Source organism: Mesorhizobium sp. M7A.F.Ce.TU.012.03.2.1, from assembly GCF_004006095.1.
Lineage (GTDB): Bacteria > Pseudomonadota > Alphaproteobacteria > Rhizobiales > Rhizobiaceae > Mesorhizobium.
In genome coordinates this window covers 1,385,582-1,409,696 of the sequence record NZ_CP034779.1, presented here as the reverse complement: position 1 = coordinate 1,409,696, position 24,115 = coordinate 1,385,582, and the positions used below count along the sequence as shown (strand labels likewise).

The following is a 24,115-nucleotide window of genomic DNA, read 5'->3' as shown; positions in this document are numbered from 1 at the left end:
CGTTCACCGACTATTCACGCCTCGACGCTATGATGACCGCAATTCGGAAGGGACATCCGAAAATCGGGACAGGGACAAGGGTAATGAACTTCCTCGCGCACCTCATCGGCTATGCCGCCGCCATCCGCGAATTCGTCGCGCCGACATATCGGCCCGAGCGCTATTACATGCGCGGGCCCGGCCCTGCTTGCGCCCGTCGCGGCAACTCGCTGGGCGCGCACTGATCATGGCTTTCGAAAATCGCCACGACAGCAGGATCTGCAGGCCGGCCGCCTCTATCCGCGCCACCACCTATCGCGCCGAGCGTCCCGCTCTCGCCGACAGGCGCCGTGCGACAACGCCACGGCTTTGATACCGACGCTGGCCGGCTTAGTGTCATAGGACACGAGCAGCCGAGGCCAGCGTGACCGACCATTCCCAACCCAGTCGACCCCAGTCAAATCGTCCCTCCGCAACAACTCTCGACGCACGCCATCGATTGATCGTTTTCGATGGCGTCTGCGTGCTCTGCTCAGGCTTCGTGCGCATGGTGGTCAGGCTCGATCGCCAAGGCCGTTTCCGCTTCGCCACCGCGCAGTCGCCCTTCGGTGAAACGCTGTTCCGGAAGCATGGACTGCGCACGGACTCTTACGAAACCAACCTCGTCCTGATCGACGGCGTCGCCTTCACGCGGCTCGACAGCTTCGTCGCTGTCATGGCGGAACTCGGCTGGCCCTGGCGGGCCGCAAAAACGCTGCTGCTGCTGCCGCGCCCGCTGCGCGACTGGCTCTATGAGCGCGTTGCCAGGAATCGCTACGCGCTGTTCGGCAGGAAGGACAGCTGCGAGGTTCCTTCTCCGGAGCTGCGCGAGCGGTTCCTTGACTGAGGATGTGGCTGCTGGAGAACGAGCCGCCGCTCAGCGCATTGATCGGGCGTTATCGCGGTTGGCTCGAACCGGTGGATTCGCACGGCTTCAGCACGATCGCGTCGCCGGCCCCCTTGCCCAATTCCCGGCAGCCTTGAACCGAGCACAGCGTCCAGCCGTCGCCGGTTGCGCCAGAGGCGGCGAGTATGACGCGTCGTTGTGGACCGATCTTTGGCGCATAGCTCCACCAACCCTCCTTCAGCACCGCATCTTCCGGAGGCTCCATGCCGGCGCCCGAGCCCTTGACCCGCGCCTCGACCAGCTGCAGGCCGATAGGCGTGACCTTCCAGTCTTCCTCCCAACGCGACCGTTCCACCGAATGCGTCCAGGACAGCGTAAAGGCGGCGACGGAGAACGTCACCATCTTGCCGGCGGCCAGGATGCAAAGGCTCATGTTTTGACTGAAGCCTGCCGCGAACGAAAGCAGTGCCAGCCGATCCAGGCCAGCGCCAGCGCCCAGCCGGCCTCGTCGGTCAGCGGCACCGCGGCGACCAGCAGCACGCCGGCCGCGAAGGCGATGAGCCGTTCCCACAATGCCATGCGGCTGGCGAGGAAACCGACGGCGGCGGCACCCCACAGCACGATGCCCATGCACGCCTTGGCGACGATGTAGGCGACCTCGACGGGATAGCCGAACTGGGCGGCGATCGGCCCGGCGTCCTGCAGCATCAGAGCCGGCGTGTAGACCGCCATGAACGGCACGACGAAGCCGGCAATGGCGAGTTTAGTCGCCTGGATGCCGATCTTCAGGCCACTTTCCCTAGCCATGGGTGCCGCGGCAAAGGCGGCCAGCGCCACTGGCGGCGTCAGATCGGCCATGATGCCGAAATAGAAGACGAACATGTGGCTGACCAGCAGCGGCACGCCTAGCTCGAGTAGCGCCGGCCCGGCCAGCGACGAGGTGATGATGTAGTTGGGAATGGTCGGGATGCCCATACCGAGCACCAGGCAGGTGAGCATGGTCAGCAACAGCGACAGGAACAGATTGTTCTCGCCGATGGAGATGATCCAGCCGATGAAGGTCGAAGCGATGCCGGTCAGCGTCAGCGTGCCGATGACGATGCCGACAATGGCGCAGGCAATGCCGACCGGCAGTGCGTTCTTCGCCCCTTCTGCGAGAGAGTCGACACAGATTTGCAACGTCTCGCGGCCGCCCCTGAACGTGAAGCAGGCGACGACCAGTGCGGCGATCACCAGGCCGAGGAGGTTGACGCCGAACTTCATGAACGAAGCGGCGGCAAGCCCGAGCGCTATCCAGAAGACGATGCGGAAGGCGAGCGGTCCGATCGCTGCTGCCAGCGGCGTGCCGAGGATGAGCACGATGGTCAGCGCCAGGCCCATCGTGCCGGCGAAGATCGGTGTATAGCCGGCAAACAGCAGGTAGATCAGGGCTGCCAGTGGCAGCACCAGCGGCCAGTGTTGCCGCACCGCGTCCCATGGATTGGGCAGCTCCGCTTTGGCCATGCCGTGCAGCCCGGCCTTGCCGGCTTCCAGATGCACCTGCCAGAAGCACGCGCCGAAATAGAGCAGCGCTGGGATGATCGCCGCCTTGACCACGTCCGCATAAGGCACGTTCAGCGTCTCGGCCATGATGAAGGCGACCGCGCCCATCACCGGCGGCATGATCTGGCCGCCCATGGAGGAGGTCGCCTCGACGGCACCGGCAAAGGCCGAGCGGAAGCCGAAGCGCTTCATCAGCGGGATGGTGAACTGGCCGCTGGCCACCACATTGGCGACGCCCGAGCCGGAAATCGTGCCCATCAGCGCCGACGACAGCACGCAGACCTGCGCCGGGCCGCCGCGCCACGTGCCGACAAGGCCGAGCGCGAAATCGTTGAACAGCGCGATCATGCCGGCGCGTTCGAGAAAGGCGGCAAAGACAACGAAGATGAAGATGTAGGCGGCCGAGACATAGATCGGCGTGCCGTAGATGCCTTCGGTGCCGTAGGCGAAGGTGTCGACCAGCTGGGCGAAATCATAGCCGCGATGGACGAGCGGCGGCGGCAGATGGTTGCCGAAAAAGCAGTAGGCGAGAAAGATGAAGGCGATGATCGCCAGCGGCAGCCCCATCAGCCGCCGCGCCGCCTCGAAGACCAGCACCACCAGCACCGCGCCGACGATGAGATCCGGCGTGGTCAGGAAGCCGGAGCGGCGGATGAGGTCGGTGTAGAACACCCAATTGTACAGGCCGGTGCCGAAGCCGAGCGCGCCGAGCGCCCAGAACGCTGCTTTGGCCGGCATGCTCTTGGCGCGCAGGTTGGCGATCAGGCCGAAGCCGAGCAGCAGCAGGAAGCCGACATGCATGGCCCGCACCACCTGGCTCGGAATGCTGCCATAGGCGGCGACATAGATCTGGAACACGGAAAAGGCGACGGCGATGAGAAAGGCGGCCTTGCCGGCGATGCCGTCGCCGAAGCCGGGTGGCAGTCCTTCGACCTGTTCTTCGACGGCAGGCAGATGGAAGGTGGCGGATTTGCCGTCGGTTATTTCGCTCATCCGACGCACTCCAAAGCAAGCGAATTGTAGCGCCAGGCGCCCCCCTCTGCCCTGCCGGGCATCTCAGATAGCCGAGCCATGCTCCGCTATTTCAACAACCCCTTCTCCTTGTAATAACGCTCAGCGCCGGGGTGCAGCGGCACCGGCATGCCGGCGAGCGCCTTGGCCGGGTCGATCGCCTTGGCGGCGGCATGGGCCGCGGCCAGTTGGTCGAGATGGTCGAACATCAGCTTGGTCATCTGATAGGCGGTTTCGTCGGAGACATCGGCGCGGGTGATGAGGAAATTGCCGACGGCGGCGGTGGCGACATCCTCGCTCTGGCCCTCATAGGTACCCTTGGGAATGACCACCGAAAGATAGGGCGAGCCGATCTTCGCAACATCCTCGGCCGGCACCGCCACGACATTGATCGGCACCGAGGTGGCGAGGTCGCGGATCGAGGCGACGCCGAGCCCGGCCGATTGCAGCGTGGCGTCGAGCTGCCGGTTCTTGATCAGCTCGACCGATTCGGCGAAGGGCAGGTATTCGACTCGGCCGAGATCCTCGTATTTCAGCCCCGCGGCGGCGAAGATCGCGCGCGCATTGAGTTCGGTGCCCGACGCCGGTGCGCCGACCGACAGGCTCTTGCCCTTGAGGTCGGCCAGCGTCTTGATGCCGGACTCCTGGCTGGCGACGATCTGGATGTAATTGGGATAGATGGCGGCGATGCCGCGCAATTTGTCGAGCTTGCCTGGGAAACCGGCCTCGGCATTGCCTTCGGCGGCCATCTTGACGGAATCGCCGAGCGCAAAAGCGATCTCGCCCTTGCCCTGCTGCAGCAGATTGAGGTTTTCAACCGAAGCCTTGGTCGCCTGCACCTGGGTGCGCGCGCCTTCGATGCCCTTGCCGTAGATTTCCGACAACGCCACGCCGAGCGGATAATAGACGCCGGATGTGCCGCCGGTCAGCACGTTGATGAATTCCTGGGCTCCTGCCGACACAGCGCCAAGGCCAAGTGACAGCGCCACAGCGCCGGCTGCAACAAGTTTCGTTCTGAAATGAAACATCCGATTTCCCTCCCTGAAATATCGACGACCGCACCGCCTCCCAGGTGCGAACCGGGGCGAGTTTAGACAGTGGGCCGGAAATGCCAACCCGCAATTGTGCTCGTTAGACGAACGGTTGAGAGATCGGGAAGCAGATGGCGGCTTGCACAAAAATCCGTCGGAGCGGAAAGTTTTTCCGCAGCCTGTCGAAATCGTGCGCTGCCGCGCGACATACGTCCGGCTCGCAACGACGCGGCCTTCGAAACAACGGGAGAAGACCATGCGATACATGATTTTGATTTACGCCGACGAAGCCGCGATGGCGAATGCCCCGGCCGAGGCGACCTACCAGATGAGTGCCGCCTATGGCGCCTATACTGAGGCCCTGAAGAAATCCGGCGCGTGGCTGGCCGGTGACCGGCTGCGCCCGAGTCAGGCGACCACCTCGGTTCGGGTGGCTGGTGGCAAGACCAACGTCCTCGACGGCCCCTATGCTGACACCAAGGAGCAGCTTGCAGGCTTCTACATGATCGAGGCCGCGGATGCCGACGCCGCGATCGCCTGGGCGGCGCGCTGCCCGGCGGCCAGCGCCGGCACTGTCGAGCTGCGGCCGATCTGGGAACTGACCGAGTACCTGTCTGAGAAATGACGATGTGATGGACAGTCGCTCCGAGACCGCCCGGGCGGCCGCCGAGGCTGCCGCCCGGCAGAGCTACGGCAAGCTGGTCGCCTGGCTCGCTGCGCGCACGCGCGACGTGGCCGCCGCCGAGGACGCGCTGGCCGATGCCTTTGCCGCCGCCCTCGAGCGCTGGCCGCGAACCGGCGTGCCGGAAAAGCCGGAAGCCTGGCTGCTGGCGGTGGCGCGGCGGCGCCGTGTCGATGCGGTGCGGCGGCGGCTCACCAGCGAGGCCGGTCGCGAGCATCTCAAGCTGATTGCGCAGGAGGCGGAGGCACGCATGACCGAGGAAGACCTGCCCGACGATCGGCTGCGGCTGATGTTCGCTTGCGCCCATCCGGCGATCGAATCGAGCGTACGTTCGCCGCTCATTCTGCAGACGGTGCTGGGGTTCGACGCCGCGACGATCGCCTCCGCCTTCCTGGTCTCCCCCGCAACCATGGGCCAGCGCCTGGTGCGGGCCAAGAGCCGCATCCGTGAAACCGGCATTCCGTTCCGCGTGCCGGAGCGGGCCGAACTCGGCGAAAGGCTGGACGCGGTGCTGGAGGCGATCTATGCCGCCTTCGCCGAAGGCTGGTCCGATCCGGCCGGCACCGAAACGCGGCGCCGCAACCTGGCGACCGAAGGCATCTGGCTCGGCCGGTTGGTGGCCTCGCTGATGCCGGAGGAACCGGAGGCACTGGGCCTGTTGTCGCTGATGCTGTTTGCCGAGTCTCGCCGCGCCGCACGGCGCAGCGCCGAAGGCGACTTCGTGCCGTTGGCGGAGCAGGATTGCCTTCTATGGGACCGTGCCCTCATCGACGAGGCGGAAGCGCTGCTTTCCCACGCCGCGGCCAAGGGCGTCATCGGCCGCTACCAGCTTGAGGCGGCCGTGCAGTCCGCGCATGCGGCACGAAGGCTCACCGGCCGCACCGACTGGGTGGCGATCCAGGAACTCTACGACGCGCTGCTTTCGATCGCAGGATCGCCGGTGGTGGCGATAAACCGCGCGGTGGCGATCGCCGAGGCCGAGGGCGCAGTGGCCGGATTGGCGGCTCTTTACGTGCTGGGCGACGACAAGCGGCTTGACGAGTACCAGCCCTATTGGGCCGCACGCGCCGGTCTCCTGGCCAGGCTTGGTCAGGTACCGCAAGCCTGCGAAGCCTATGACCGGGCGATCGGCCTCGAGCGCGACCCGGCGGTGCGCCGGTTCCTGCAAGGAAAAAGAGCGGTGCTCAGAAATTGAGCTTCAGCCCGGCCACATCTCGTGCGAGGTGTTGAGCGTCTTCATCAGCGGATGGTCGCGCAGCCGCGCCCACAGGCGTTCGATGTTCGGCCATGCCGTCCGCGCGCTGTCGATGTCGGGATACCAGGCCACCAGCATGACCAGATAGATGTCGGCCAGCGACATCCGGTCACCGACCAGCCAGTCACGGCCTTCGAGCGCGGCATCGAGAACGGCAAAGCCGCGGTCCATCTCGGCCACGGCCGCCTGCTTGACCGCCTTGGTGCCTTCGGGATCGGCAGTGTAGCGGTATGCGTAGTAGAAACGCAGCACCGCCGAATAGAGCACAGACGACATAAAGGCCATCCAGCGCAGGAAATCCGCGCGGGCAGGCGCTTCTGCTCCCGGCGCCAAATTGGCGTTGGGGTGGCGCTCGGCAAGCACGATGCAGATCGCTGCGGATTCGGTCATCGAGCTTCCGTCGGGCAAGGTCAGCACCGGCACCTGGTTCAACGGACTGATGTCGAGGAAGGCGGGATCGGGCCGGTCGGTCTTCGGCACGTCGATCTGCTCAAATGGTACATTGGCCAGCGCCAGCGCCGCCTCGACCACGAAGCCGCCGCTGCCGGGACGGGTATAAAGCTTGTACATAAATTCTCCCCCGGCCCGCGCAAAGCAGGCCGGGGGAGATATGAACCGGAAGCGGTGTGGCGCTCAAGCCGCCGATGGCGGCCACGGGCGTTTTTTCAGCGGGCCAGCTTGGTCACGAAGAAGCGTCGGATTACGATCCCAGCCCCTCGAACAGGATGGTCGACAGATAACGCTCGGCGAAGGACGGGATGACCACCACAAGGTTTTTGCCTTTGTTCTCCGGCCGCGAGCCGACGACGATGGCCGCCTGCAGGGCGGCGCCCGAAGAGATGCCGACAGGCACGCCTTCGAGGCGGGCGACGAGGCGGCAATTGGCCACGGAATCCTCGTTCGACACTTTGACGATCTCGTCATAGATCGTCGTGTCGAGGATTTTGGGCGCAAAGCCGGCGCCGATGCCCTGGATCTTGTGCGGGCCGGGCTGGCCGCCCGACAGAACAGGCGAGGAGTCCGGCTCGACGGCGACGACATGCACGGAGGGCTTGCGCTTCTTCAGCACCTGTCCGACGCCGGTGATGGTGCCGCCGGTACCGATGCCGGCGACGAAGATATCGACCTCGCCATGCGTATCGTTCCAGATTTCCTCGGCTGTCGTCGTGCGGTGGATTTCCGGATTGGCCGGATTCTCGAACTGCTGCGGGATGATCGCATTGGGGATCGTCGCTGCCAGTTCGTCGGCCTTCGCGATGGCGCCCTTCATACCTTTCGGGCCTTCTGTCAGCACCAACTCGGCGCCCAGCAGCGCCAGCATTTTCCGGCGCTCGATCGACATCGTTTCGGGCATCGTCAGGATCAGCTTGTAGCCCTTGGCGGCAGCGGCGAAGGCAAGCGCGATGCCGGTGTTGCCCGACGTCGGTTCGATCAGCGTGGTCTTGCCGGGAGAGATCTTGCCCGACGCCTCCAGCGCCTCGATCATCGCCACGCCGATGCGGTCCTTGACCGAGGCGATCGGGTTGAAGAATTCGAGCTTGGCGATGAGATTGGCGACGATGCCCTTTTCCCGGGCGAACTTGTCGAGCCGCACCAGGGGCGTATCGCCGATCGTGTCGGTGATGGAATCGTAGACGCGGCCGCGGCCGGGCACGCGGGCTGATGTGGCGGGCTTCTTCATTTGTTTCGCTCCCAGAACTTCAGGCAAGTGGAATTGCAGGCAAGATAGGACCTTCGACCGCGCAAGATAGACTGTCGATTGAAAATATCCGAGTGGGACCTGTGTCTAAAACAGTGCCGTCTCGGAAAAGCATTTCCCGCAAAGGCCCGTTTGCGAAATGCTTTGGCCGAAAGCCCGCTATTGGCGGGCGGCAATCGCTGCAGCGGCACCGACCATGAAGCCGGCAGCCGTGCGGTTCAGCGCCTTGAGCGCGCGCGGAGATTTCAGGAACCAGCGCGCCTTGGCGGCCAGCGCAAGATACGGCACCAGCACCACCAACAGCACGACAACGGTCAGCGCGACGAGGATACCATAGTCTGCCAGCGTGATGGTTTTCAGGTCGACGATGGTCGGCGTGATGGCGAGATAGAAGATCATCGTCTTCGGATTGCCGAGCGTGACAGTCAGGCCGGCGGCAAAGCTCGACAGCAATCCCGCCCTGCCCGTTTGGGCTTCGACGGTCTCGGACGTGATGCCGCTGTTCCAGAAGCGCCAGCCGAGGAAGGCGAGATAGGCGACGCCGAGCCATTTGATGGCCAGGAAAACCATGCCGAAACTCTGTGCGACGAAGGCGAGGCCGAGCACCACGGCGGTCAGATAGGTGATGTCGCCAACCATCAGGCCAAAGGACATCGCCAGCGACGAGCGGAAGCCGGAGCCGAGCGCACGCGCGACCAGCGCGGTGATGCCGGGACCAGGGATCGCGGCTGCGATGCCGAGGGCGGCGCTGTAGGCGAGGAATCCGGTAAGGGTCATGGCATTCGTCTCAGATCAGAATGCCTTGTCGCATGGGACCGGCTAAGATTGAATTCCCTGGGGTCGGATTCTATTGCACCAGATATCGGGGGCCTCGCCTCACGAAGCCCCCTCATCCGGCCGCTTCGCGGCCACCTTCTCCCCGCTGGGGAGAAGAGACGAGCACGGGCCCGCCTACCTCCTCTACCCGCCGGGGAGAGGTCGGATTGTCCCGAATTGCTCTTCGCAATTCGGTTGGCAATCCGGGTGAGGGGGCCTGCGTTACCCAAGCAGATCAGGAGCGACCGTCGCCATGGGTGACACGCCAGATGGTACCGTTGCCGTCCTCGGTGACGATCAGCGCGCCATCCATGGTCACCGCCACACCGACCGGCCGGCCCCAGACCTCGCCGTTGGAGACGAAGCCGGTGATGAAATCCTCATATTCGCCGGTCGGCTTGCCGTCCTTGAACAGCAATCGCACCACCTTGTAGCCGGTCCGGTTGCCGCGGTTCCATGAACCGTGCAGAGCGACGAAAGCATTGCCCTTGTATTCGGCCGGAAAGCTCTTCCCTTCGTAGAAGGCGATGTTGAGCGGAGCCGAATGCGCCTGCATCAGCACATCGGGAACGGTCGTTTTGCCGGCAAGATCGGGGCGCTCACCCTTGTGGCGCGGATCCTCATTGCCGCCGATATAGTACCAGGGCCAGCCATAGAAGGCGCCCTCCTTGACCACGGTCGCGTATTCGGGCGGCACATTGTCGCCAAGTGCATCGCGTTCGTTGACGACGCACCACAGCGCGCCGGTCGCCGGCTGCACGGTCATGCCCGAGCAGTTGCGCAGGCCGGTGGCAAAGATACGGCCATTCTTGCCATCGGGATCGAAGGCCAGCACGCCGGCGCGGCCGTCCTCGGATCCCCATGTGGCGCCGAGCGGCTGCGACTTCGCCCAGGCGTCGAGGCCGCCCTTCGGTTCCTTGCCCATGCGCTCGGCCACATTCGATCCCGAGCCGACCGACAGATAAAGCGTCTTGCCATCCGGCGAGAAGGCGATGTCGCGGGTCCAGTGATGACTGGCAGGGATGTTGCCGACGATGGTTTCCGGATCGCCGGAGGCCTTCAGGTCGCCATTGCGGTAGGCAAAGCGCACGATGCTGTCGCTATTGGCGACATAGACCCATTGCGGGTCAGCGCCCGGCGGATAGAAGGCAATGCCATAGGGCCGTTTGAGACTGCCGGCAAAGATGCCGTCCTGCACAGGGCTCGCACCGCCTTCGGCGAGGCGATAGATGCGGACCTGGTTGGCTTTGCTGTCGGCGACGAACAGGTCGCCGTTCGGCGCGACGCGCACGACGCGTGGATTGTCGATGCCGGATGCAACCAGCTCAGCCGAGAACCCCGGCGGCAGTTGCAGCTTCGCGTCTGCCGGCATGTCCGCAACGCCGGCGCTGTTAGAGGTCGATCTGTTGGCATAGGGCTTAGGCAGATCATCCGGTCTGATCAGGCGGCGTGTGCCCGGCTTGTCCGCTCGCCAGTCGCCGAAAGCGTCCGCGCCTTTCAGCGCCGGCTCGTCCGCCTGCTGGGCGAATGAAGCGGTCGAGAGAAACAGTGCGGCGGAAAGTGCGGGGCCGGCAAAACGCATCATTCGGTCCTCCAATGTTTGGGCGTGAAAACAGGAACGACCGGTTTCGTCGATCGTTCCACGGCACATGATGAGGTGGAGGAAGCTTCCGGTTTCCCGGTTCAGGTCCCGGCGGCGTAAAAATCGTCGTCGAGGCGTTTTTCCAACTCGACGAGATCGGCCGGCAGCGGCAGGCCCATGGCGCGCATTTCCTGCAGTTTTTCGCGCAACTGCTCCTGGATCTCGTGCTGGTCTTCCGGCTGGTTGACCATCTCCTCCAGCAGGAGGCTGATCCGGGCCTTGAATTCTTCGAGCGCCATCATCGTCTCCTCGGTTGGATCAGCTCAGCGCAGCATGCGTGAAATCAGCTGCGCCGTATAGTCGACCATTGGGACGATGCGCGCGTAGTTCAGCCGGGTCGGGCCGATGACGCCGAGCGCGCCGACGACGCGGGCATCCTTGTCGCGATATGGGGCGACGACCAGCGACGAGCCCGACAGCGAAAACAGCTTGTTTTCCGAGCCGATGAATATGCGCACGCCCGAGCCCTGCTCGGCGAGGTCAAGCAGCTGGATAAGCCCGTCCTGCGTCTCCATGTCCTCGAACAGATGCCGCAGCAGTTCGATGTCGGCCTGGGCGGTGACGTTTTCGAGCAGATTGGCGCGCCCGCGCACGATGAGCCGTGCCGGCAGGCCGCTATCGGCGCCGGCCCACACCGCCAGCCCCTTCTCGACCAGGTCCTGCGACAGCGTGTCGAGCGCGGCCCTGGTTTCTTCCTTGATGCGGGCGATCTCGATCCGCGCCTCGGCCAGCGTGCGGCCGCGTATATGGGCGTTGAGGAAATTCGAGGCCTCGTGCAGTTGCGAGACGGTGATGCCGGCGGGCAGCTCGACGACGCGGTTTTCGACGTCGCCATTCTGCGACACCAGCACTGCCAGCGCCTTGGTCGGTTCGAGCTGGATGAATTCGATGTGCTTCAGCGCCACCTCGTTCTTGGCGGCCAGCACCAGGCCGGCGCCGCGCGACATGCCCGACAGCATCTGGCTGGCCTCGGTCAGCATGTGTTCCAGCGTCGCGCCCGAGCCGGACGCCCGAACCTGTGCCTCGATGGCGCGGCGCTCCTCGTCGGAAAGATCGCCAAGCTCCATGAAGGCATCGACGAAGAAACGCAGGCCGGCCTGCGTCGGCAGCCGGCCGGCCGAAATGTGCGGCGCGTAGATCAGGCCGAGATGCTCGAGGTCGCTCATGACGTTGCGGATGGTGGCCGGGGACAGCGAAGACGGCAGGATGCGCGACAGGCTGCGCGAGCCCACGGGTTCGCCGTCCTTGAGATAGGAATCGACGATGCGCCGAAAGATGTCGCGCGAACGCATGTCGAGCGACTGGAGCGCGGGCGACTGCGAAGCGGGATCGACTGCCTTGGTCATACGGCCAAAAACCTCCGGCCCAAGGATACAGACTTACACTGCACCCGCGCAACCCGGTGTCTGTGTGAGATCACCGGGTGTCTTTGTGGGACCACCCGGTGTCTGTGTCAGATCGTCAGGCCATTTTCCTTTGCGCCACGCGTCCCATGCGGTTACAAGCCGGCCAAGATTCCGAAAAATGACAAGAAAGCAGCCTGAATGCGCCCTTCCAAACGCCAATTCGACGAAATGCGTGCCATCTCCTTCGAGCGCGGCGTCTCCAAGCATGCCGAAGGCTCATGCCTGGTGAAGTTCGGCGACACGCATGTCCTGTGCACGGCCAGCCTCGAGGAAAAAGTGCCGGGCTGGATGCGCAATTCCGGCAAGGGCTGGGTGACGGCCGAATACGGCATGCTGCCGCGCTCGACCGGCGAGCGCATGCGCCGCGAGGCTTCGGCCGGCAAGCAGGGCGGCCGCACGCTGGAAATCCAGCGGCTGATCGGCCGCTCCCTGCGCGCCGTGGTCGACCTGCAGGCGCTGGGCGAGCAGCAGATCACCGTCGACTGCGACGTCATCCAGGCCGATGGCGGCACCCGCACCGCATCGATCACCGGCGGCTGGGTGGCGCTGTATGACTGCCTGCGCTGGATGGAAGCGCGCCAGATGGCCAGCGTCGCCAAGGTGCTGAAAGACCACGTCGCGGCGATCTCCTGCGGCATCCATGACGGCCAGCCGGTCATCGACCTCGACTATGTCGAGGATTCCGCGGCCGGCACCGACGCCAATTTCGTCATGACCGGCAAGGGCGGCATCGTCGAGATCCAGGGCACCGCCGAGGGCGAGCCCTTTTCGGAAGAGCAGTTCGCGGATTTGATGGGTCTGGCCAAGAAGGGCATCCAGCGCTTGGTTAGTCTGCAGCAGATGGCGGTGGCTTAGGACTTAAATGCCGAGCTTGAACACCCCCCTCTGGCCTGCCGGCCATCTCCCCCTCAAGGGGGGAGATCGGATGCCATTTCGGTCTTCGCCAATCTCCGGCGTTGCAGGGTGCGCGACAATGCAGAAGCTGCTAATCTCCCCACCTGAGGGGGGTGAGGCGTGGTCCGCGAAGCGGACGGAAAGCCAATTGCTTGGCTTTCCGAACAACGAACGCCCAGAGCGGCAGCGAAGGGCCGGGGCCGGCAGGCCAGAGGGGGGCGCCTCGTGACACCCTCCGCGATCCTGGAATCGGCCCTCTACGTCACAGACCTGACCGCCGCGGAAACGTTCTTCACCGACATCCTCGGCCTCAATCTCCTAGGCAAGGTCGACGGCCGCCACCTCTTCTTCCGCTGCGGGCCGGGCGTGCTGCTCGTCTTCAATGCCGAGGCGACGAAAGTGCCGCCGGCGCCTGACGCCAGGCTGCCGGTGCCGTCGCATGGCGCGGTCGGCGAGGGCCATCTGTGCTTTGCTGCGACCGCCGATGAAATCGCCGGCTGGAAAGCCCATCTGGAGGCAAAGAAGATCGCCATCGAGAGCGAATTCGAGTGGCCGCAGGGCGGCCGTTCGATCTATATACGCGACCCCTCGGGCAATTCGATCGAATTTGCCGAGCCACGAATCTGGGGCCTTTGATGCATTCTCTCGATGGAAAGAAGATCGTCGTCGCCAGCCATAATGACGGCAAGCTGCGCGAATTCGCCGACCTGATGGGGCCGTTCGGCTTCGAAGCCAAGTCGGCCAAGGAGTATAGCCTGCCGGAGCCTGACGAGACCGGCACCACCTTCGAGGAGAACGCCTACATCAAGGCGCTCGCCGCCGCCAAGGCGACCGGCCTGCCGGCGCTGTCGGACGATTCCGGCCTATGCGTCGACGCGCTTGATGGCGCGCCCGGCGTCTACACCGCCAACTGGGCCGAAACCCCGGATGGCAGCAGAGATTTCGGCATGGCCATGCAACGCACCGAAGTGGCGTTGCAGGAAGTCGGCGCGGCCTTGCCGCAACAGCGCAAGGGACGCTTCGTCGCCGTCATCTGCCTGGCATTTCCAGACGGCGAGGCGGAATATTATCGCGGCGAGGCCGAGGGCACGCTGGTCTGGCCGCCGCGCGGCGATCTCGGCTTCGGCTACGATCCTGTGTTCCTGCCCGATGGCTTCGAAAAAACCTTCGGCGAAATGAGCGCTGAGGAAAAGCATGGCTGGAAGCCTGGCCAGCCGACGGCGCTGTCGCATCGCGCCCGTGCCTTCCAGAAATTCGCCAAGGCGAGATTGGGCTCGGCATGAGCATGCTGCTCGACCGGGCGCCCGGTTTCGGCGTCTATGTCCACTGGCCGTTCTGCGCGGCCAAATGCCCCTATTGCGACTTCAACAGCCATGTCCGCCACCAGCCGGTCGACCAGGAGCGCTTTGCCGCCGCCTTCGAGGCCGAACTGGCGACGATGCGCGAGCGCACCGGGCCGCGCGAGGTGACCAGCGTTTTTCTCGGCGGCGGTACGCCCTCGCTGATGAATCCGGAAACCGTAGCCAGGGTTCTGGATGCCGTGGCGAAGAACTGGACTGTGCCTGACGGCATCGAGGTGACGCTGGAGGCCAATCCGTCCTCGGTCGAGGCCGAACGCTTTCGCGGCTACCGGGCGGCCGGCGTCAATCGCGTGTCGCTCGGCGTTCAGGCGCTGAACGACAAGGATTTGCGCTTCCTCGGCCGGCTGCACAATGTCGATGAGGCCCTGCACGCCATCGGCCTGGCGCGGGAAATATTCCCAAGGCTGTCCTTCGACCTCATCTACGCCCGCCCCGGCCAGACGCCGGAGTCCTGGGCATCGGAGCTGGAACAGGCGATCGGCCATGCCGCCGACCATCTGTCACTCTACCAGCTGACCATCGAGGAAGGCACGCCCTTCCACGCCCTGCACGCGGCAAAGAAATTCATCATTCCCGACAATGACCACGCCGCCGACCTCTATGCGCTGACGCAGGAGATCACCACGGCGCACGGCTTGCCGGCTTACGAGATTTCCAACCACGCAAGGCCGGGCGCCGAGAGCCGGCACAACCTCACCTATTGGCGCTATGGCGAATATGTCGGCGTTGGACCCGGCGCGCATGGCCGCTTCGTCGAGCACGGCCGCCGCACGGTGACGATCGCCGAGCGGATGCCGGAAACCTGGGCCAATCTGGTCGAAGCCAAGGGCCACGGCGTCACCGGCGGCGAAATCCTGACGCGTTCGGAAGAGGCCGACGAATTCCTGCTGATGGGCCTGCGGCTTGCCGAAGGCATCGACCTTTCCCGCTACGAAGCGTTCTCCGGGCGCGGCCTGTCGTCAGCGCGGCTGTCGATGCTGCAGGGCGAGGGGCTGGTGGCGCCGATCGGCAATGCGCGCCTGCGCGCCACACCGGCCGGCATGATCGTGCTCGACGCCGTGGTCGCCGATCTGGCGCGCTAACCCTTGAAGAACGCCCTCTTCGTCTGCAGCCAGAACCGCTTGCGCAGCCCTACCGCCGAACAGGTGTTTTCAACGCGCCGGGATATCGAGGTGGCCTCGGCGGGGACAAACCACGATGCGGACACGCCGCTGACGCATGAACTCGTCGCTTGGGCCGATATCATCTTCGTCATGGAAAAGGCGCACCGCACCAAGCTGCAGAAGAAATTCAAGTCCAGCCTGAAGAAGGCCCGTGTGATCTGCCTGGATATACCTGATAACTATGAATTCATGGATCTGGAGCTGATTGCACTTCTGAAGGCACGCGTCTCACGGTATCTCGGTTGAGACGTCATCCGCGAAGGCCACCTTGATGAACCTGACCGTATCCTCCTGGCAATTCTGGGCATTGCTCTCGGCTGCGTTCGCTGCCCTGACGGCGATCTTCGCCAAGGTTGGCATCGAGAACATCAATTCCGATTTCGCCACCTTCATCCGCACGGTCATCATCCTGATCGTGCTCGGTGCGATCCTGCTTGGCAGTGGCCAGTTCCAGTCGCCGGCCACGATCTCGGGAAAGACCTGGGCTTTCCTCGGCCTGTCCGGTCTGGCGACCGGCGCGTCATGGCTCTGCTACTTTCGGGCGCTCAAGATCGGCAATGCCGCGCAGGTGGCGCCGATCGACAAGCTAAGCGTCGTGCTTGTGGCGGTGTTTGGCGCGGCCTTTCTCGGCGAGCGGTTGTCCGGAGCGAATTGGCTTGGCGTCGCCCTTATCGCGGCGGGCGCGGTGCTGGTCGCCTATCGAGGCTAGTTGCGCGCCGTTGCGGGCATTCTTTGTTTCAAGACGGGTGATGAAGATATCGAAGCGATTGGGCATCGTCCGGTCAGTGCTCCGTCGTGCTGTCTGGTTTGTTGCTGTCCGAAAGCCTGCCCTTCGTCGGCGAGGTGCTCGCGGTCCGCTCTTTGGTCAGGCTGTTCTCGGTCTTGGCGGGCGGGCGCTTGGCCGTGGGCGCGGCACCGCGCTTGCGGCCGGCATAGTAGGGCTCGAAAGCGTCCTGTATCTTCAGGCTGTCCATCCTGTCCTCCTCCGGAATCAGGGGGCTAATCTGCCAACGCCGGTTTGGTTCCCCACTGTGGCAAAGGAAAGGCGAATTCCTTACATCGGCGTCAGCTTTTGCAAGCCCGCGTCAGCCGTGCCAAACAGGGCTGAATGGAGAAGTCATCGGTGACCGCAGAGACGAGCAAGCGCAGCTATGTGGTCGGGCAGACCGAGATCGCGGCACGGCCATTGGAGCCGGCGCTCTATCTGGTGGCGACGCCGATCGGCAATCTCGCCGACATCACGCTGCGCGCGCTGGAGACGCTGGCCGCCGCCGACATCGTTGCTTGCGAAGACACGCGGGTGTCGCGCGTGCTGCTCGACCGCTACGGCATTCGCCGCCGCACCACGGCCTATCATGAACACAATGCCGGCGAGGCGGGGCCGAAGCTGATATCGGCACTTCAGGCCGGGCAGAGCGTGGCGCTGATCTCCGATGCCGGCACGCCGCTGGTGTCCGATCCCGGCTACCGGCTGGTCGGCGAGGCGCTCGACCACGGCATTCGCGTGGTGCCTATCCCCGGCCCGTCAGCGCCGCTGGCGGCGCTGACGGCATCCGGCCTGCCGTCGGATGCCTTCCTGTTCGCCGGCTTCCTGCCGGTCAAATCAGGGCAGCGGCTGACACGGCTGGAAGCACTGAAGGCCGTGCCGGCGACATTGATTTTCTTTGAATCGCCGCGCCGGCTGGCTGACTCCCTGGCTGCCATGGTCGAAGCGCTCGGCGGCGAGCGCAAGGCCGCTATCGGCAGGGAATTGACCAAGACCTTCGAAGAGATGCGCACCGGCACGCTGCAGGCGCTGGCCGACCACTATGCTGCGGCCGATACGCCGAAGGGCGAAATCGTCGTCTGCGTCGGTCCGGCCGAGGCCAGGGTCGACGAGCCTGAAGACATCGACCGTCTGCTTCTGTCGCTTGCCGCCGAAATGCCGGCCTCCAAGGCGGCCGCGGAAGCTGCGAAGATGACCGGCGGCCAGAAACAGGCCCTCTATCGGCGGCTGCTTGACCTCAGGGAGACTTCTGGAGAAAGCGACAGTGGCTGAGCGCCCAAGCGTTAGCCGCCAAAAGGCCTATCGACGCGGTCATCGCGGCGAATGGCTGGCGGCGGCAGCACTGATGCTGAAGGGCTACAGAATCCTTGCGCGCCGCCACCGCACACGCTTCGGCGAGATCGACCTGATCGCGCGGCGCGGCGATCTGGTGCTGTTCGTCGAGGTCAAGGCGCGGCGCACGCTGATGGAAGCCATGGAGGCGATCGGTCATGAATCGGAACGTCGCATAGAAGGCGCGGCCGACATCTGGCTGTCGCGCCAAGCGGACTACGGCAGGCTGTCGATGCGCTTCGACATGGTCGCGGTGCTGCCCTGGCGCTGGCCGGTGCATGTCGAGAACGCGTTTTACGGGAGGAGTTAGTCCGTACAGACCCTTGTGCGAGGCGGCCCCCTCATCCGGCCGCTTCGCGGCCACCTTCTCCCCGTTGGGGAGAAGAGACTAGTGCCGGCGCCGACAGGCTCCTCTCCCCTCGGGGAGAGGTCGGATTGCCCCGAATTGCACTTGCAATTCGGCTGGCAATCCGGGTGAGGGGGAGCTCGCAACGATGCGCGTTCGCTAACCCCAGATCATCAACGCCAGCAGTCCGACACCGCCGACCACCAGCCGCCACCAGCCGAACAGCGCGTAGCCTTTGCGCGAGACGTAGTCGAGCAGGAAACGCACGACGATGAGCGCCGTGACAAAGGCGGCGACGAAGCCGACGGCGATGATCGGCAGGTCGGCACTGCTCAGCACGTTGCGGTTCTTGAACAGGTCGAAGGCGAAGGCGCCGACCATGGTCGGGATCGCAAGGAAGAAGGAAAATTCAGCGGCAGCGCGCTTATCGACGCCCAAAAGCAGGGCGCCGACGATGGTCGAGCCCGAACGCGATGTACCGGGAATGAGCGACAGGCACTGGAAAAGCCCGATCTGCAGGTAAAGCCGGGTCGGGAAGCGCTCGACATCGCGGTAGACCGGCTTGAGGTTCATGCGGTCCACCGCCAGCAGCACGACGCCGCCGATGATCAGCATGATGCAGATCAGCCTCGGCGATTCGAACAGCACCGTCTTGATGAAATCATGCGCCAGCGCGCCGATGATCGCCGCCGGCAGGAAGGCGATCAGGATGCCGATGGCGAAATGCCGCGTCAGCCGGTCATGCGGCAGTTCGAGCAGCATCTTCCACAGGCGGCGGAAATAGACGCTGAGGATCGCCAGGATGGCGCCGAGCTGGATCAGGATCTCGAAGGCCTTGCCGGTCGAATGGAAGCCGAGGAAATGACCGGCAAGCAGAATATGGCCGGTCGACGACACCGGGATGAACTCGGTCAACCCCTCCAGCAGGCCGAGCAGCAGGGCTTCGACGATGGTCTGGCTTTCCATGGCTACCTCGGCATTGGCGTGACGGCTGACAGAAGGGCTTGCTTGTCATGGCGTTGAAGTCCCCCTATAGGTCGCAACACCCTGACGGCCCGCTAACCGGGCGGCCAAGACTTACCGGTGCGCCCTGCGATTCGCCAGTGCGCTTTATCATCGCGGAACCATGCTGACGCTTTTCCACCATCCCATGTTCGCCACCTGTCGCTTCGTCCGCCTCGCATTCGGCGAGTATGGCGAGGAGCTGGCTTTGATCGAGGAAAAGCCGTGGACCCGGCGCAAGGAGTTCCTGGCGCTGAACCCGGCCGGAACGCTGCCGATCCTGTTGGCCGAAGGCGACGTGCCGATCGTCGGCGCGACGGTGATTTCGGAATATCTCGATGAAACGCGCGGCGTGCTGAAGCGCGACAAGCGGCTGTTCGCCGAGGACCCGATGCAGCGCGCCGAAATCCGCCGGCTCATCGACTGGTATCTCAACAAGGCTGAAAGTGAAGTCACCCGCCATCTGGTGCGCGAGCGCGTGCTGAAGCCGGTCATGCCGGAAACCGCTGGCGGCGGCTCGCCCGATTCGGGCGCGATCCGTGCCGCGCGCGCCAACATCCGCCAGCACATGAAATACACCAACTGGCTGGCCGGCACCCGCCATTGGCTGGCTGGCTCCAGGGTCACCTATGCCGATCTCGCGGCCGCGGCGACGCTGTCGGTGCTCGACTATCTCGGCGAGATCGACTGGCGCGAGCACAGCGCTGCACGCGAATGGTACACGCGGGTCAAGTCGCGGCCCTCCTTCCGGCCGCTTTTGACCGACCGGGTGCGCGGCCTGTCACCGGTGTCGCATTATGCGGACCTCGACTTCTGACGCCGCAAAACTGCGCGCGCTGATCGACGCGGAGGCGCAGCGCGCCGGCTTCGATGCCGTTGCCGTCACCTCCCCCGATGCGATCCCGCTGGCGCCGGCGCGCCTGGCTGAATTCGTCGCCGATGGCTTTCACGGCTCAATGGACTGGATCGCCGAGACGCTGCAACGCCGCAGTGAACCAATGGCCCTCTGGCCGCAGGTGCGCTCGATCATCGTGCTGGCGATGAACTATGGCCCCGACCATGATCCGCGCGGGGTGCTGGCCAAGCGCGACTCCGGCGCGATCTCGGTCTATGCGCAAAACCGCGACTATCACGATGTGATGAAGGGGCGGCTGAAGGAGATCGCCGGCAAGATCGTGGCGCGCGCCGGGGGTGATGTGAAGGTGTTCGTCGACACCGCGCCGGTGATGGAAAAGCCGCTGGCCGAGGCCGCCGGGCTCGGCTGGCAAGGCAAGCACACCAATCTGGTCAGCCGTGAACACGGCTCCTGGCTGTTCCTCGGCACCATTTTCACCACCGCCGAACTCGTGCCCGACCGCGCCGAGATCGACCATTGCGGCTCCTGCCGTGCCTGCCTCGACGCGTGCCCGACCGATGCCTTTCCGGCGCCCTACCGGCTCGATGCGCGGCGCTGCATCTCCTATCTCACCATCGAGAACAAGGGGCCGATCCCGCACGAATTCCGCGAAAAGATCGGCAACCGCATCTATGGCTGCGACGACTGTTTAGCCGCGTGCCCGTGGAACAAATTCGCCAGGGCGGCTTCCGAAGCAAAACTCGTCGCGCGCGATGATTTGCGCGAGCCGCCGCTCGCCGACCTTTTGGGTCTCGATGACGCGGCCTTCCGCGCTTTCTTCTCCGGTTCGCCGATAAAACGCATCGGCCGCGACCGGTTCATCCGCAACGTGCTGATCGCCGCCGGCAATACCGGCGATGCCTCTCTTGCCGACACTGTGCGCGCCTTGCTGGACGATGCCTCGCCGCTGGTGCGGGGCGCGGCAATATGGGCGCTGGCGCGGCTGGTGCCCGATGCCGAATATTCACAACGGGCAGCCATCGGCCTGAAAACCGAAAGCGACGATGCCGTGCGCGACGAATGGCGTCTGGCGCGGCCAACCAGGGCGAATGCATGAGCGAAAAGCAGATATTCATCTTCGGCGCCGGCTATTCCGGCAGGGCTTTTGCTCGGGCTAACAAAGGCGCCGCGACGATCTTCGGCACGACACGCTCGCCGGAAAAATTCGAGACGCTACGGCAGGCCGGTATCGCGCCGCTCCTGTTCGACGGCGCGATGACCGGCGAAATCGGTGATGCATTGGGAAAAACAACGCATCTGCTGATTTCGATTGCCCCGGAAGAGGCCGGCGATCCCGTTCTGAATGCCGCACGAGAGGCAATCGCTCAAATGCCTTTGCTGGAATGGATCGGCTATCTCTCCACGGTCGGCGTCTACGGCAATTATGACGGCGCATGGGTCGATGAAACGGCGGAATGCCGGCCGGTGTCGAAGCGCTCGGTGATGCGGGTGGCCGCCGAACGAGACTGGCTGGAGCTGGGCCGCGAGATCGGCCGACCGGGGGCGATCCTGCGCCTGTCCGGCATTTACGGCCCCGGCCGCAACGCGCTGGTCAATCTGGAAAACGGCACTGCAAGGCGGCTGGTCAAGCCGGACCAGGTGTTCAACCGCATCCATTGCGACGACATTGCCGGCGCCCTGTGGCAGCTCATCGAAGGCAATACAGGCGGCATCTTCAACGTCACCGACGACCTGCCGGCGCCGCCGCAGGATGTCGTCGCCTATGCCGCTTCGCTAATGGGTATCGAACCGCCGCCCGAAATTCCCTTCGACGCCGCCCAACTTTCGCCCATGGCGCGGTCCTTCTATGGCGAGAACAAGCGTGTCGCCAACGCGGCGATCAAGGCGGCGGGTTATTCCCTGCGGTTTCCAGACTACCGCGCCGCCTTCGATCATATGTGGGCAAGCGGCGATTGGCGTGACGGCGAAGCGCGCAGCCCGATGAAGCGCTGACGATCGAAGCCGCGGGTGCGGCGTGCTATGATTCGGCCTTGGGATTGCGGTGGAGAACCGGGTTCATGAAGACAGCGATGAGGCTATCTCTAGGCAAAACGCCCCTGTTGGCCGCTGCGCTCGGCCTGCTTGCCGTGCTTGGGTCAGCCGTTCAGCCGGCGAGCGCCGAGGAGCGGGCAAAAGACCTGTTCGGCGCCAAGAAACTGCCGGCCGCGACCGCGGCGCAGTCGATCGGATTCTATTCCAAGGGCTGTTTTGCCGGCGGCGTCGCCATTCCCTTGGACGGTCCGACCTGGCAGGTGATGCGGCCGTCGCGCAACCGCCGCTGGGGCCATCCGGCGATGATCGCAGTAGTCGAGAAATTGTCGCGCGACGCAGCGGCCGATGGTTGGCCAGGCCTGCTGATCGGCGACATTTCGCAGCCGCGCGGCGGCCCGATGCTGACAGGACATGCCTCGCACCAGATCGGGCTCGACGCCGACATCTGGCTGACGCCGATGCCCCGCCGCCCGCTGTCGATAGCGCAGCGCGAATCGATGAGCGCCACCTTGATGGTCGATGAGAAGACCCATCTGGTGAAGGACGCGCTGTGGACGCCGGCGCACACAAAGCTTCTGAAGCGGGCGGCGAGCTACGGCCAGGTCGAGCGCATCCTGGTCAATCCGGGCATCAAGAAAAAGCTCTGCGACACCGTCAAGGGCGACCGCTTCTGGTTGCGCAAGGTCAGGCCGTTCTGGGGCCACGACTATCATTTTCACATGCGCATCGGCTGCCAGCCCGGATCGCCCGGCTGCAAGGCGCAGGAAGCGACGCCGGACGATGACGGTTGCGGCAAGCCGCTGGCCTGGTGGTTCACGCAGGAGCCGTGGCGACCCAACAAGAACCCCGATGCGCCCAAGGCGCGCGACCTGATGACGATGGCGAACCTGCCGAGCGAGTGCCGCGCCGTGCTCGACGCGCCGGGGCCGTCGTCGGCCGATGCGGCGACCTACCATGGCGGCGGCGTGCCGGTCGCGGCCTCCGCGCCCGAACCCGAAGCGCCCTCGTTGCCCGCCACCCCGGCCGCCGCCGGCTTGCCAAGCACGATGAACGCTTTCACGGCGACGCCCGAGATCGGCGTGCCGCTGCCGAGACCGCGACCGCCTGGAAACTGACGGTCACGGCTTATAGCTTACAGCTTATAGGCAGACTCAATCGGTTCAGCGCCTCATTTTGCGAAACCGTGGCGGTTTGGCCGCAGAGCCGGCCTCAGCGCGCCGCCCGGGTCGAAAACCGTTTCCCTTTTCAAACTCATGCGCTAGTCAACGGAAGAACGGCCAGATGCCGTCGGGGGCGCCGGAGACGGACGAGAGCATGCCACGCACAGGCGACGACGATACTTTGTTGCGGTTTCCGATCCTGATCGGCGACATCGGCGGCACCAATGCGCGCTTTTCGATCGTGCTCGACGCCAATTCCGAGGCAGGCGAGCCGACCATTGTCCAGACGGCGAACTACAACACCATCGACGAGGCGATCCAGGCGGCCGTGCTCGACCGCTCGTCGGTGCGCCCCAATTCGGCGGTGCTGGCGGTGGCTGGCCCGGTCGACGGCGACGAGATCGAACTCACCAACTGCCCCTGGATCGTCAAGCCGAGGAAAATGTTCGCCAGCCTCGGCCTGAGCGACATCGTCGTGCTCAACGATTTCGAGGCGCAGGCGCTGGCCGTCGTCGCGCTCGGCGAGGAGCACATGGAAAAGATCGGCGGCGGCACGCCGGAGCCCAATGCCGGGCGCGTCGTGCTCGGTCCAGGAACCGGGCTCGGCGTCGCCGGGCTGGTCCACGCGCTGCACCACTGGATACCGGTCCCCGGCGAGGGCGGCCATATGGACATCGGCCCGCGCACACCGCGCGATTTCGAGGTTTTTCCGCATATCGAGAAGCTGGAGGGCCGCATTTCGGGCGAGCAGATCCTGTGCGGACGCGGTCTGGTCAATGTCTATCGGGCGGTTGCCAAGGCAGACGGCAAGCCGTCGCCCTTCACCACGCCGGCCGAGATCACTGCCGCGGCACTTGCGAAAACCGATCCGGTTGCAGTGGAAGCGCTGGAGATTTTCGTCACCTGCCTTGGGCGCACCGCAGGCGACCTTGCTCTGGTGTTCATGAGCCGCGGCGGCGTGTTCCTCACCGGTGGCATCGCGCAGAAGATCGTGCCGGCGCTGAAAGCCGGCAATTTCCGCGCCGCTTTCGAGGACAAGGCGCCGCACAGCGCGATGATGCGCACCATGCCGGTCTATGTCATCACCCACCCGCTGGCCGCACTTCTGGGCCTTGCCGCCTATGCCAGGAACCCCTTGCTGTTCGGTGTCCAGACGGAGGGCCGGCGCTGGCAGGCCTGAAAGCCAGCGAAGCGCTCGCGCCCCGCGACGAAGTTAATCAGGTGCGGGCATAGGCAATCAGGCCGCAGGGCGTTA

Annotated in this window: 28 protein-coding genes; 17 read left to right on the top strand and 11 right to left on the bottom strand. The window is 64.7% G+C overall.

Features of this window, described 5'->3' with window-relative positions; genetic code table 11:
• The first annotated feature begins 83 nt into the window (after window positions 1-83).
• Window positions 84-224 (top strand): hypothetical protein, encoded by a 141-nt coding sequence (locus tag EJ079_RS06810; RefSeq protein WP_013528645.1) that lies wholly within the window; start codon window positions 84-86, stop codon window positions 222-224.
• Window positions 225-478: 254 nt separating this feature from the next.
• Window positions 479-865 carry a DCC1-like thiol-disulfide oxidoreductase family protein gene (locus tag EJ079_RS06805; RefSeq protein ID WP_256754965.1) on the top strand — a complete coding sequence of 129 codons (387 nt, stop codon included), beginning with the start codon at window positions 479-481 and terminating at the stop codon, window positions 863-865.
• A gap of 49 nt (window positions 866-914) precedes the next feature.
• On the opposite strand, the gene EJ079_RS06800 is transcribed toward EJ079_RS06805, so the two are convergent.
• The 3 genes from EJ079_RS06800 to EJ079_RS06790 form a co-directional block, all read right to left on the bottom strand.
• A complete protein-coding gene (locus EJ079_RS06800) occupies window positions 915-1,298 on the bottom strand; it encodes a DUF1850 domain-containing protein (protein ID WP_127808472.1) in 384 nt (127 codons plus the stop codon).
• Window positions 1,295-3,400 (bottom strand): TRAP transporter permease, encoded by a 2,106-nt coding sequence (locus tag EJ079_RS06795; protein ID WP_127808470.1) that lies wholly within the window; start codon window positions 3,398-3,400, stop codon window positions 1,295-1,297. The genes EJ079_RS06800 and EJ079_RS06795 overlap by 4 nt, the downstream gene beginning before the upstream one ends.
• Window positions 3,401-3,486: 86 nt before the next feature.
• Window positions 3,487-4,446 carry a TAXI family TRAP transporter solute-binding subunit gene (locus EJ079_RS06790; RefSeq protein ID WP_127395885.1) on the bottom strand — a complete coding sequence of 320 codons (960 nt, stop codon included), beginning with the start codon at window positions 4,444-4,446 and terminating at the stop codon, window positions 3,487-3,489.
• 259 nt (window positions 4,447-4,705) lie between these two features.
• Between EJ079_RS06790 and EJ079_RS06785 the strand changes: the two genes are divergently transcribed.
• The gene (locus EJ079_RS06785; RefSeq protein ID WP_127267556.1) at window positions 4,706-5,074 is read left to right on the top strand and encodes a YciI family protein; all 369 of its coding nucleotides are present in this window, start codon (window positions 4,706-4,708) and stop codon (window positions 5,072-5,074) included.
• 7 nt (window positions 5,075-5,081) lie between these two features.
• The gene (locus EJ079_RS06780; RefSeq protein WP_127382779.1) at window positions 5,082-6,326 is read left to right on the top strand and encodes an RNA polymerase sigma factor; all 1,245 of its coding nucleotides are present in this window, start codon (window positions 5,082-5,084) and stop codon (window positions 6,324-6,326) included.
• A 3-nt stretch (window positions 6,327-6,329) separates the two neighbouring features.
• Here EJ079_RS06780 and EJ079_RS06775 read toward each other — a convergent pair whose 3' ends face one another.
• The 6 genes from EJ079_RS06775 to hrcA form a co-directional block, all read right to left on the bottom strand.
• The gene (locus tag EJ079_RS06775; RefSeq protein ID WP_127398827.1) at window positions 6,330-6,956 is read right to left on the bottom strand and encodes a glutathione S-transferase family protein; all 627 of its coding nucleotides are present in this window, start codon (window positions 6,954-6,956) and stop codon (window positions 6,330-6,332) included.
• 130 nt (window positions 6,957-7,086) lie between these two features.
• On the bottom strand, window positions 7,087-8,067 hold the full coding sequence (cysK, locus tag EJ079_RS06770; protein WP_127808468.1) for a cysteine synthase A: 981 nt from the start codon (window positions 8,065-8,067) through the stop codon (window positions 7,087-7,089).
• A gap of 177 nt (window positions 8,068-8,244) precedes the next feature.
• A complete protein-coding gene (locus tag EJ079_RS06765) occupies window positions 8,245-8,862 on the bottom strand; it encodes a LysE family translocator (RefSeq protein WP_127808466.1) in 618 nt (205 codons plus the stop codon).
• A 274-nt stretch (window positions 8,863-9,136) separates the two neighbouring features.
• Window positions 9,137-10,486, bottom strand: a complete 1,350-nt coding sequence (locus EJ079_RS06760) for a sorbosone dehydrogenase family protein (protein WP_127808465.1) — start codon at window positions 10,484-10,486, stop codon at window positions 9,137-9,139.
• Between the two features lie 98 nt (window positions 10,487-10,584).
• Entirely contained in the window at window positions 10,585-10,782 is a 198-nt protein-coding gene (locus tag EJ079_RS06755; protein WP_023814156.1) for a hypothetical protein, read from the bottom strand.
• Window positions 10,783-10,806: 24 nt separating this feature from the next.
• On the bottom strand, window positions 10,807-11,889 hold the full coding sequence (gene hrcA / locus EJ079_RS06750; RefSeq protein ID WP_127808463.1) for a heat-inducible transcriptional repressor HrcA: 1,083 nt from the start codon (window positions 11,887-11,889) through the stop codon (window positions 10,807-10,809).
• A gap of 198 nt (window positions 11,890-12,087) precedes the next feature.
• Here hrcA and rph point away from each other — a divergent pair, with 198 nt between their 5' ends.
• The 6 genes from rph to EJ079_RS06720 all read left to right on the top strand — a co-directional run bounded on the left by rph (window position 12,088) and on the right by EJ079_RS06720 (window position 16,076).
• The gene (gene rph / locus EJ079_RS06745) at window positions 12,088-12,804 is read left to right on the top strand and encodes a ribonuclease PH (RefSeq protein ID WP_127396273.1); all 717 of its coding nucleotides are present in this window, start codon (window positions 12,088-12,090) and stop codon (window positions 12,802-12,804) included.
• 264 nt (window positions 12,805-13,068) lie between these two features.
• Entirely contained in the window at window positions 13,069-13,479 is a 411-nt protein-coding gene (locus EJ079_RS06740) for a VOC family protein (protein ID WP_127808461.1), read from the top strand.
• Entirely contained in the window at window positions 13,479-14,126 is a 648-nt protein-coding gene (rdgB, locus tag EJ079_RS06735; protein WP_127808459.1) for an RdgB/HAM1 family non-canonical purine NTP pyrophosphatase, read from the top strand. Before EJ079_RS06740 ends, rdgB begins: the two co-directional genes overlap by 1 nt.
• Entirely contained in the window at window positions 14,123-15,286 is a 1,164-nt protein-coding gene (gene hemW, locus EJ079_RS06730) for a radical SAM family heme chaperone HemW (protein WP_127808457.1), read from the top strand. Before rdgB ends, hemW begins: the two co-directional genes overlap by 4 nt.
• A 3-nt stretch (window positions 15,287-15,289) precedes the next feature.
• Window positions 15,290-15,613, top strand: coding sequence for a low molecular weight protein tyrosine phosphatase family protein (locus EJ079_RS06725; RefSeq protein WP_127808455.1), 324 nt, complete (start codon window positions 15,290-15,292; stop codon window positions 15,611-15,613).
• A 25-nt stretch (window positions 15,614-15,638) separates the two neighbouring features.
• Complete coding sequence (locus EJ079_RS06720) at window positions 15,639-16,076, top strand: EamA family transporter (RefSeq protein ID WP_127808454.1); 438 nt, start codon at window positions 15,639-15,641, stop codon at window positions 16,074-16,076.
• 73 nt (window positions 16,077-16,149) lie between these two features.
• Here the strand turns inward: EJ079_RS06720 and EJ079_RS06715 are convergent, their stop codons facing one another.
• On the bottom strand, window positions 16,150-16,341 hold the full coding sequence (locus EJ079_RS06715; RefSeq protein WP_127808453.1) for a hypothetical protein: 192 nt from the start codon (window positions 16,339-16,341) through the stop codon (window positions 16,150-16,152).
• 134 nt (window positions 16,342-16,475) lie between these two features.
• Here EJ079_RS06715 and rsmI point away from each other — a divergent pair, with 134 nt between their 5' ends.
• Together rsmI and EJ079_RS06705 are read left to right on the top strand one after the other, a co-directional pair.
• Window positions 16,476-17,405: a 16S rRNA (cytidine(1402)-2'-O)-methyltransferase gene (gene rsmI, locus EJ079_RS06710; protein WP_127382148.1), complete on the top strand. Its 930-nt coding sequence runs from the start codon at window positions 16,476-16,478 to the stop codon at window positions 17,403-17,405.
• Entirely contained in the window at window positions 17,398-17,775 is a 378-nt protein-coding gene (locus EJ079_RS06705) for a YraN family protein (RefSeq protein WP_127808452.1), read from the top strand. Before rsmI ends, EJ079_RS06705 begins: the two co-directional genes overlap by 8 nt.
• Before the next feature lie 195 nt (window positions 17,776-17,970).
• On the opposite strand, the gene EJ079_RS06700 is transcribed toward EJ079_RS06705, so the two are convergent.
• The gene (locus EJ079_RS06700; protein ID WP_127808451.1) at window positions 17,971-18,777 is read right to left on the bottom strand and encodes an undecaprenyl-diphosphate phosphatase; all 807 of its coding nucleotides are present in this window, start codon (window positions 18,775-18,777) and stop codon (window positions 17,971-17,973) included.
• 160 nt (window positions 18,778-18,937) lie between these two features.
• Between EJ079_RS06700 and EJ079_RS06695 the strand changes: the two genes are divergently transcribed.
• The 5 genes from EJ079_RS06695 (at window position 18,938) to EJ079_RS06675 (ending at window position 24,040) form a co-directional block, all read left to right on the top strand.
• Window positions 18,938-19,630, top strand: coding sequence for a glutathione S-transferase family protein (locus tag EJ079_RS06695; RefSeq protein WP_013528622.1), 693 nt, complete (start codon window positions 18,938-18,940; stop codon window positions 19,628-19,630).
• Complete coding sequence (gene queG / locus EJ079_RS06690; protein ID WP_127808450.1) at window positions 19,611-20,765, top strand: tRNA epoxyqueuosine(34) reductase QueG; 1,155 nt, start codon at window positions 19,611-19,613, stop codon at window positions 20,763-20,765. Before EJ079_RS06695 ends, queG begins: the two co-directional genes overlap by 20 nt.
• A complete protein-coding gene (locus EJ079_RS06685) occupies window positions 20,762-21,661 on the top strand; it encodes an SDR family oxidoreductase (protein ID WP_127808449.1) in 900 nt (299 codons plus the stop codon). Before queG ends, EJ079_RS06685 begins: the two co-directional genes overlap by 4 nt.
• Before the next feature lie 65 nt (window positions 21,662-21,726).
• Window positions 21,727-22,815 carry a penicillin-insensitive murein endopeptidase gene (gene mepA / locus EJ079_RS06680; protein ID WP_127808448.1) on the top strand — a complete coding sequence of 363 codons (1,089 nt, stop codon included), beginning with the start codon at window positions 21,727-21,729 and terminating at the stop codon, window positions 22,813-22,815.
• Window positions 22,816-23,014: 199 nt separating this feature from the next.
• Window positions 23,015-24,040: a glucokinase gene (locus EJ079_RS06675; protein ID WP_127808447.1), complete on the top strand. Its 1,026-nt coding sequence runs from the start codon at window positions 23,015-23,017 to the stop codon at window positions 24,038-24,040.
• The last annotated feature ends 75 nt before the right edge of the window (window positions 24,041-24,115 follow it).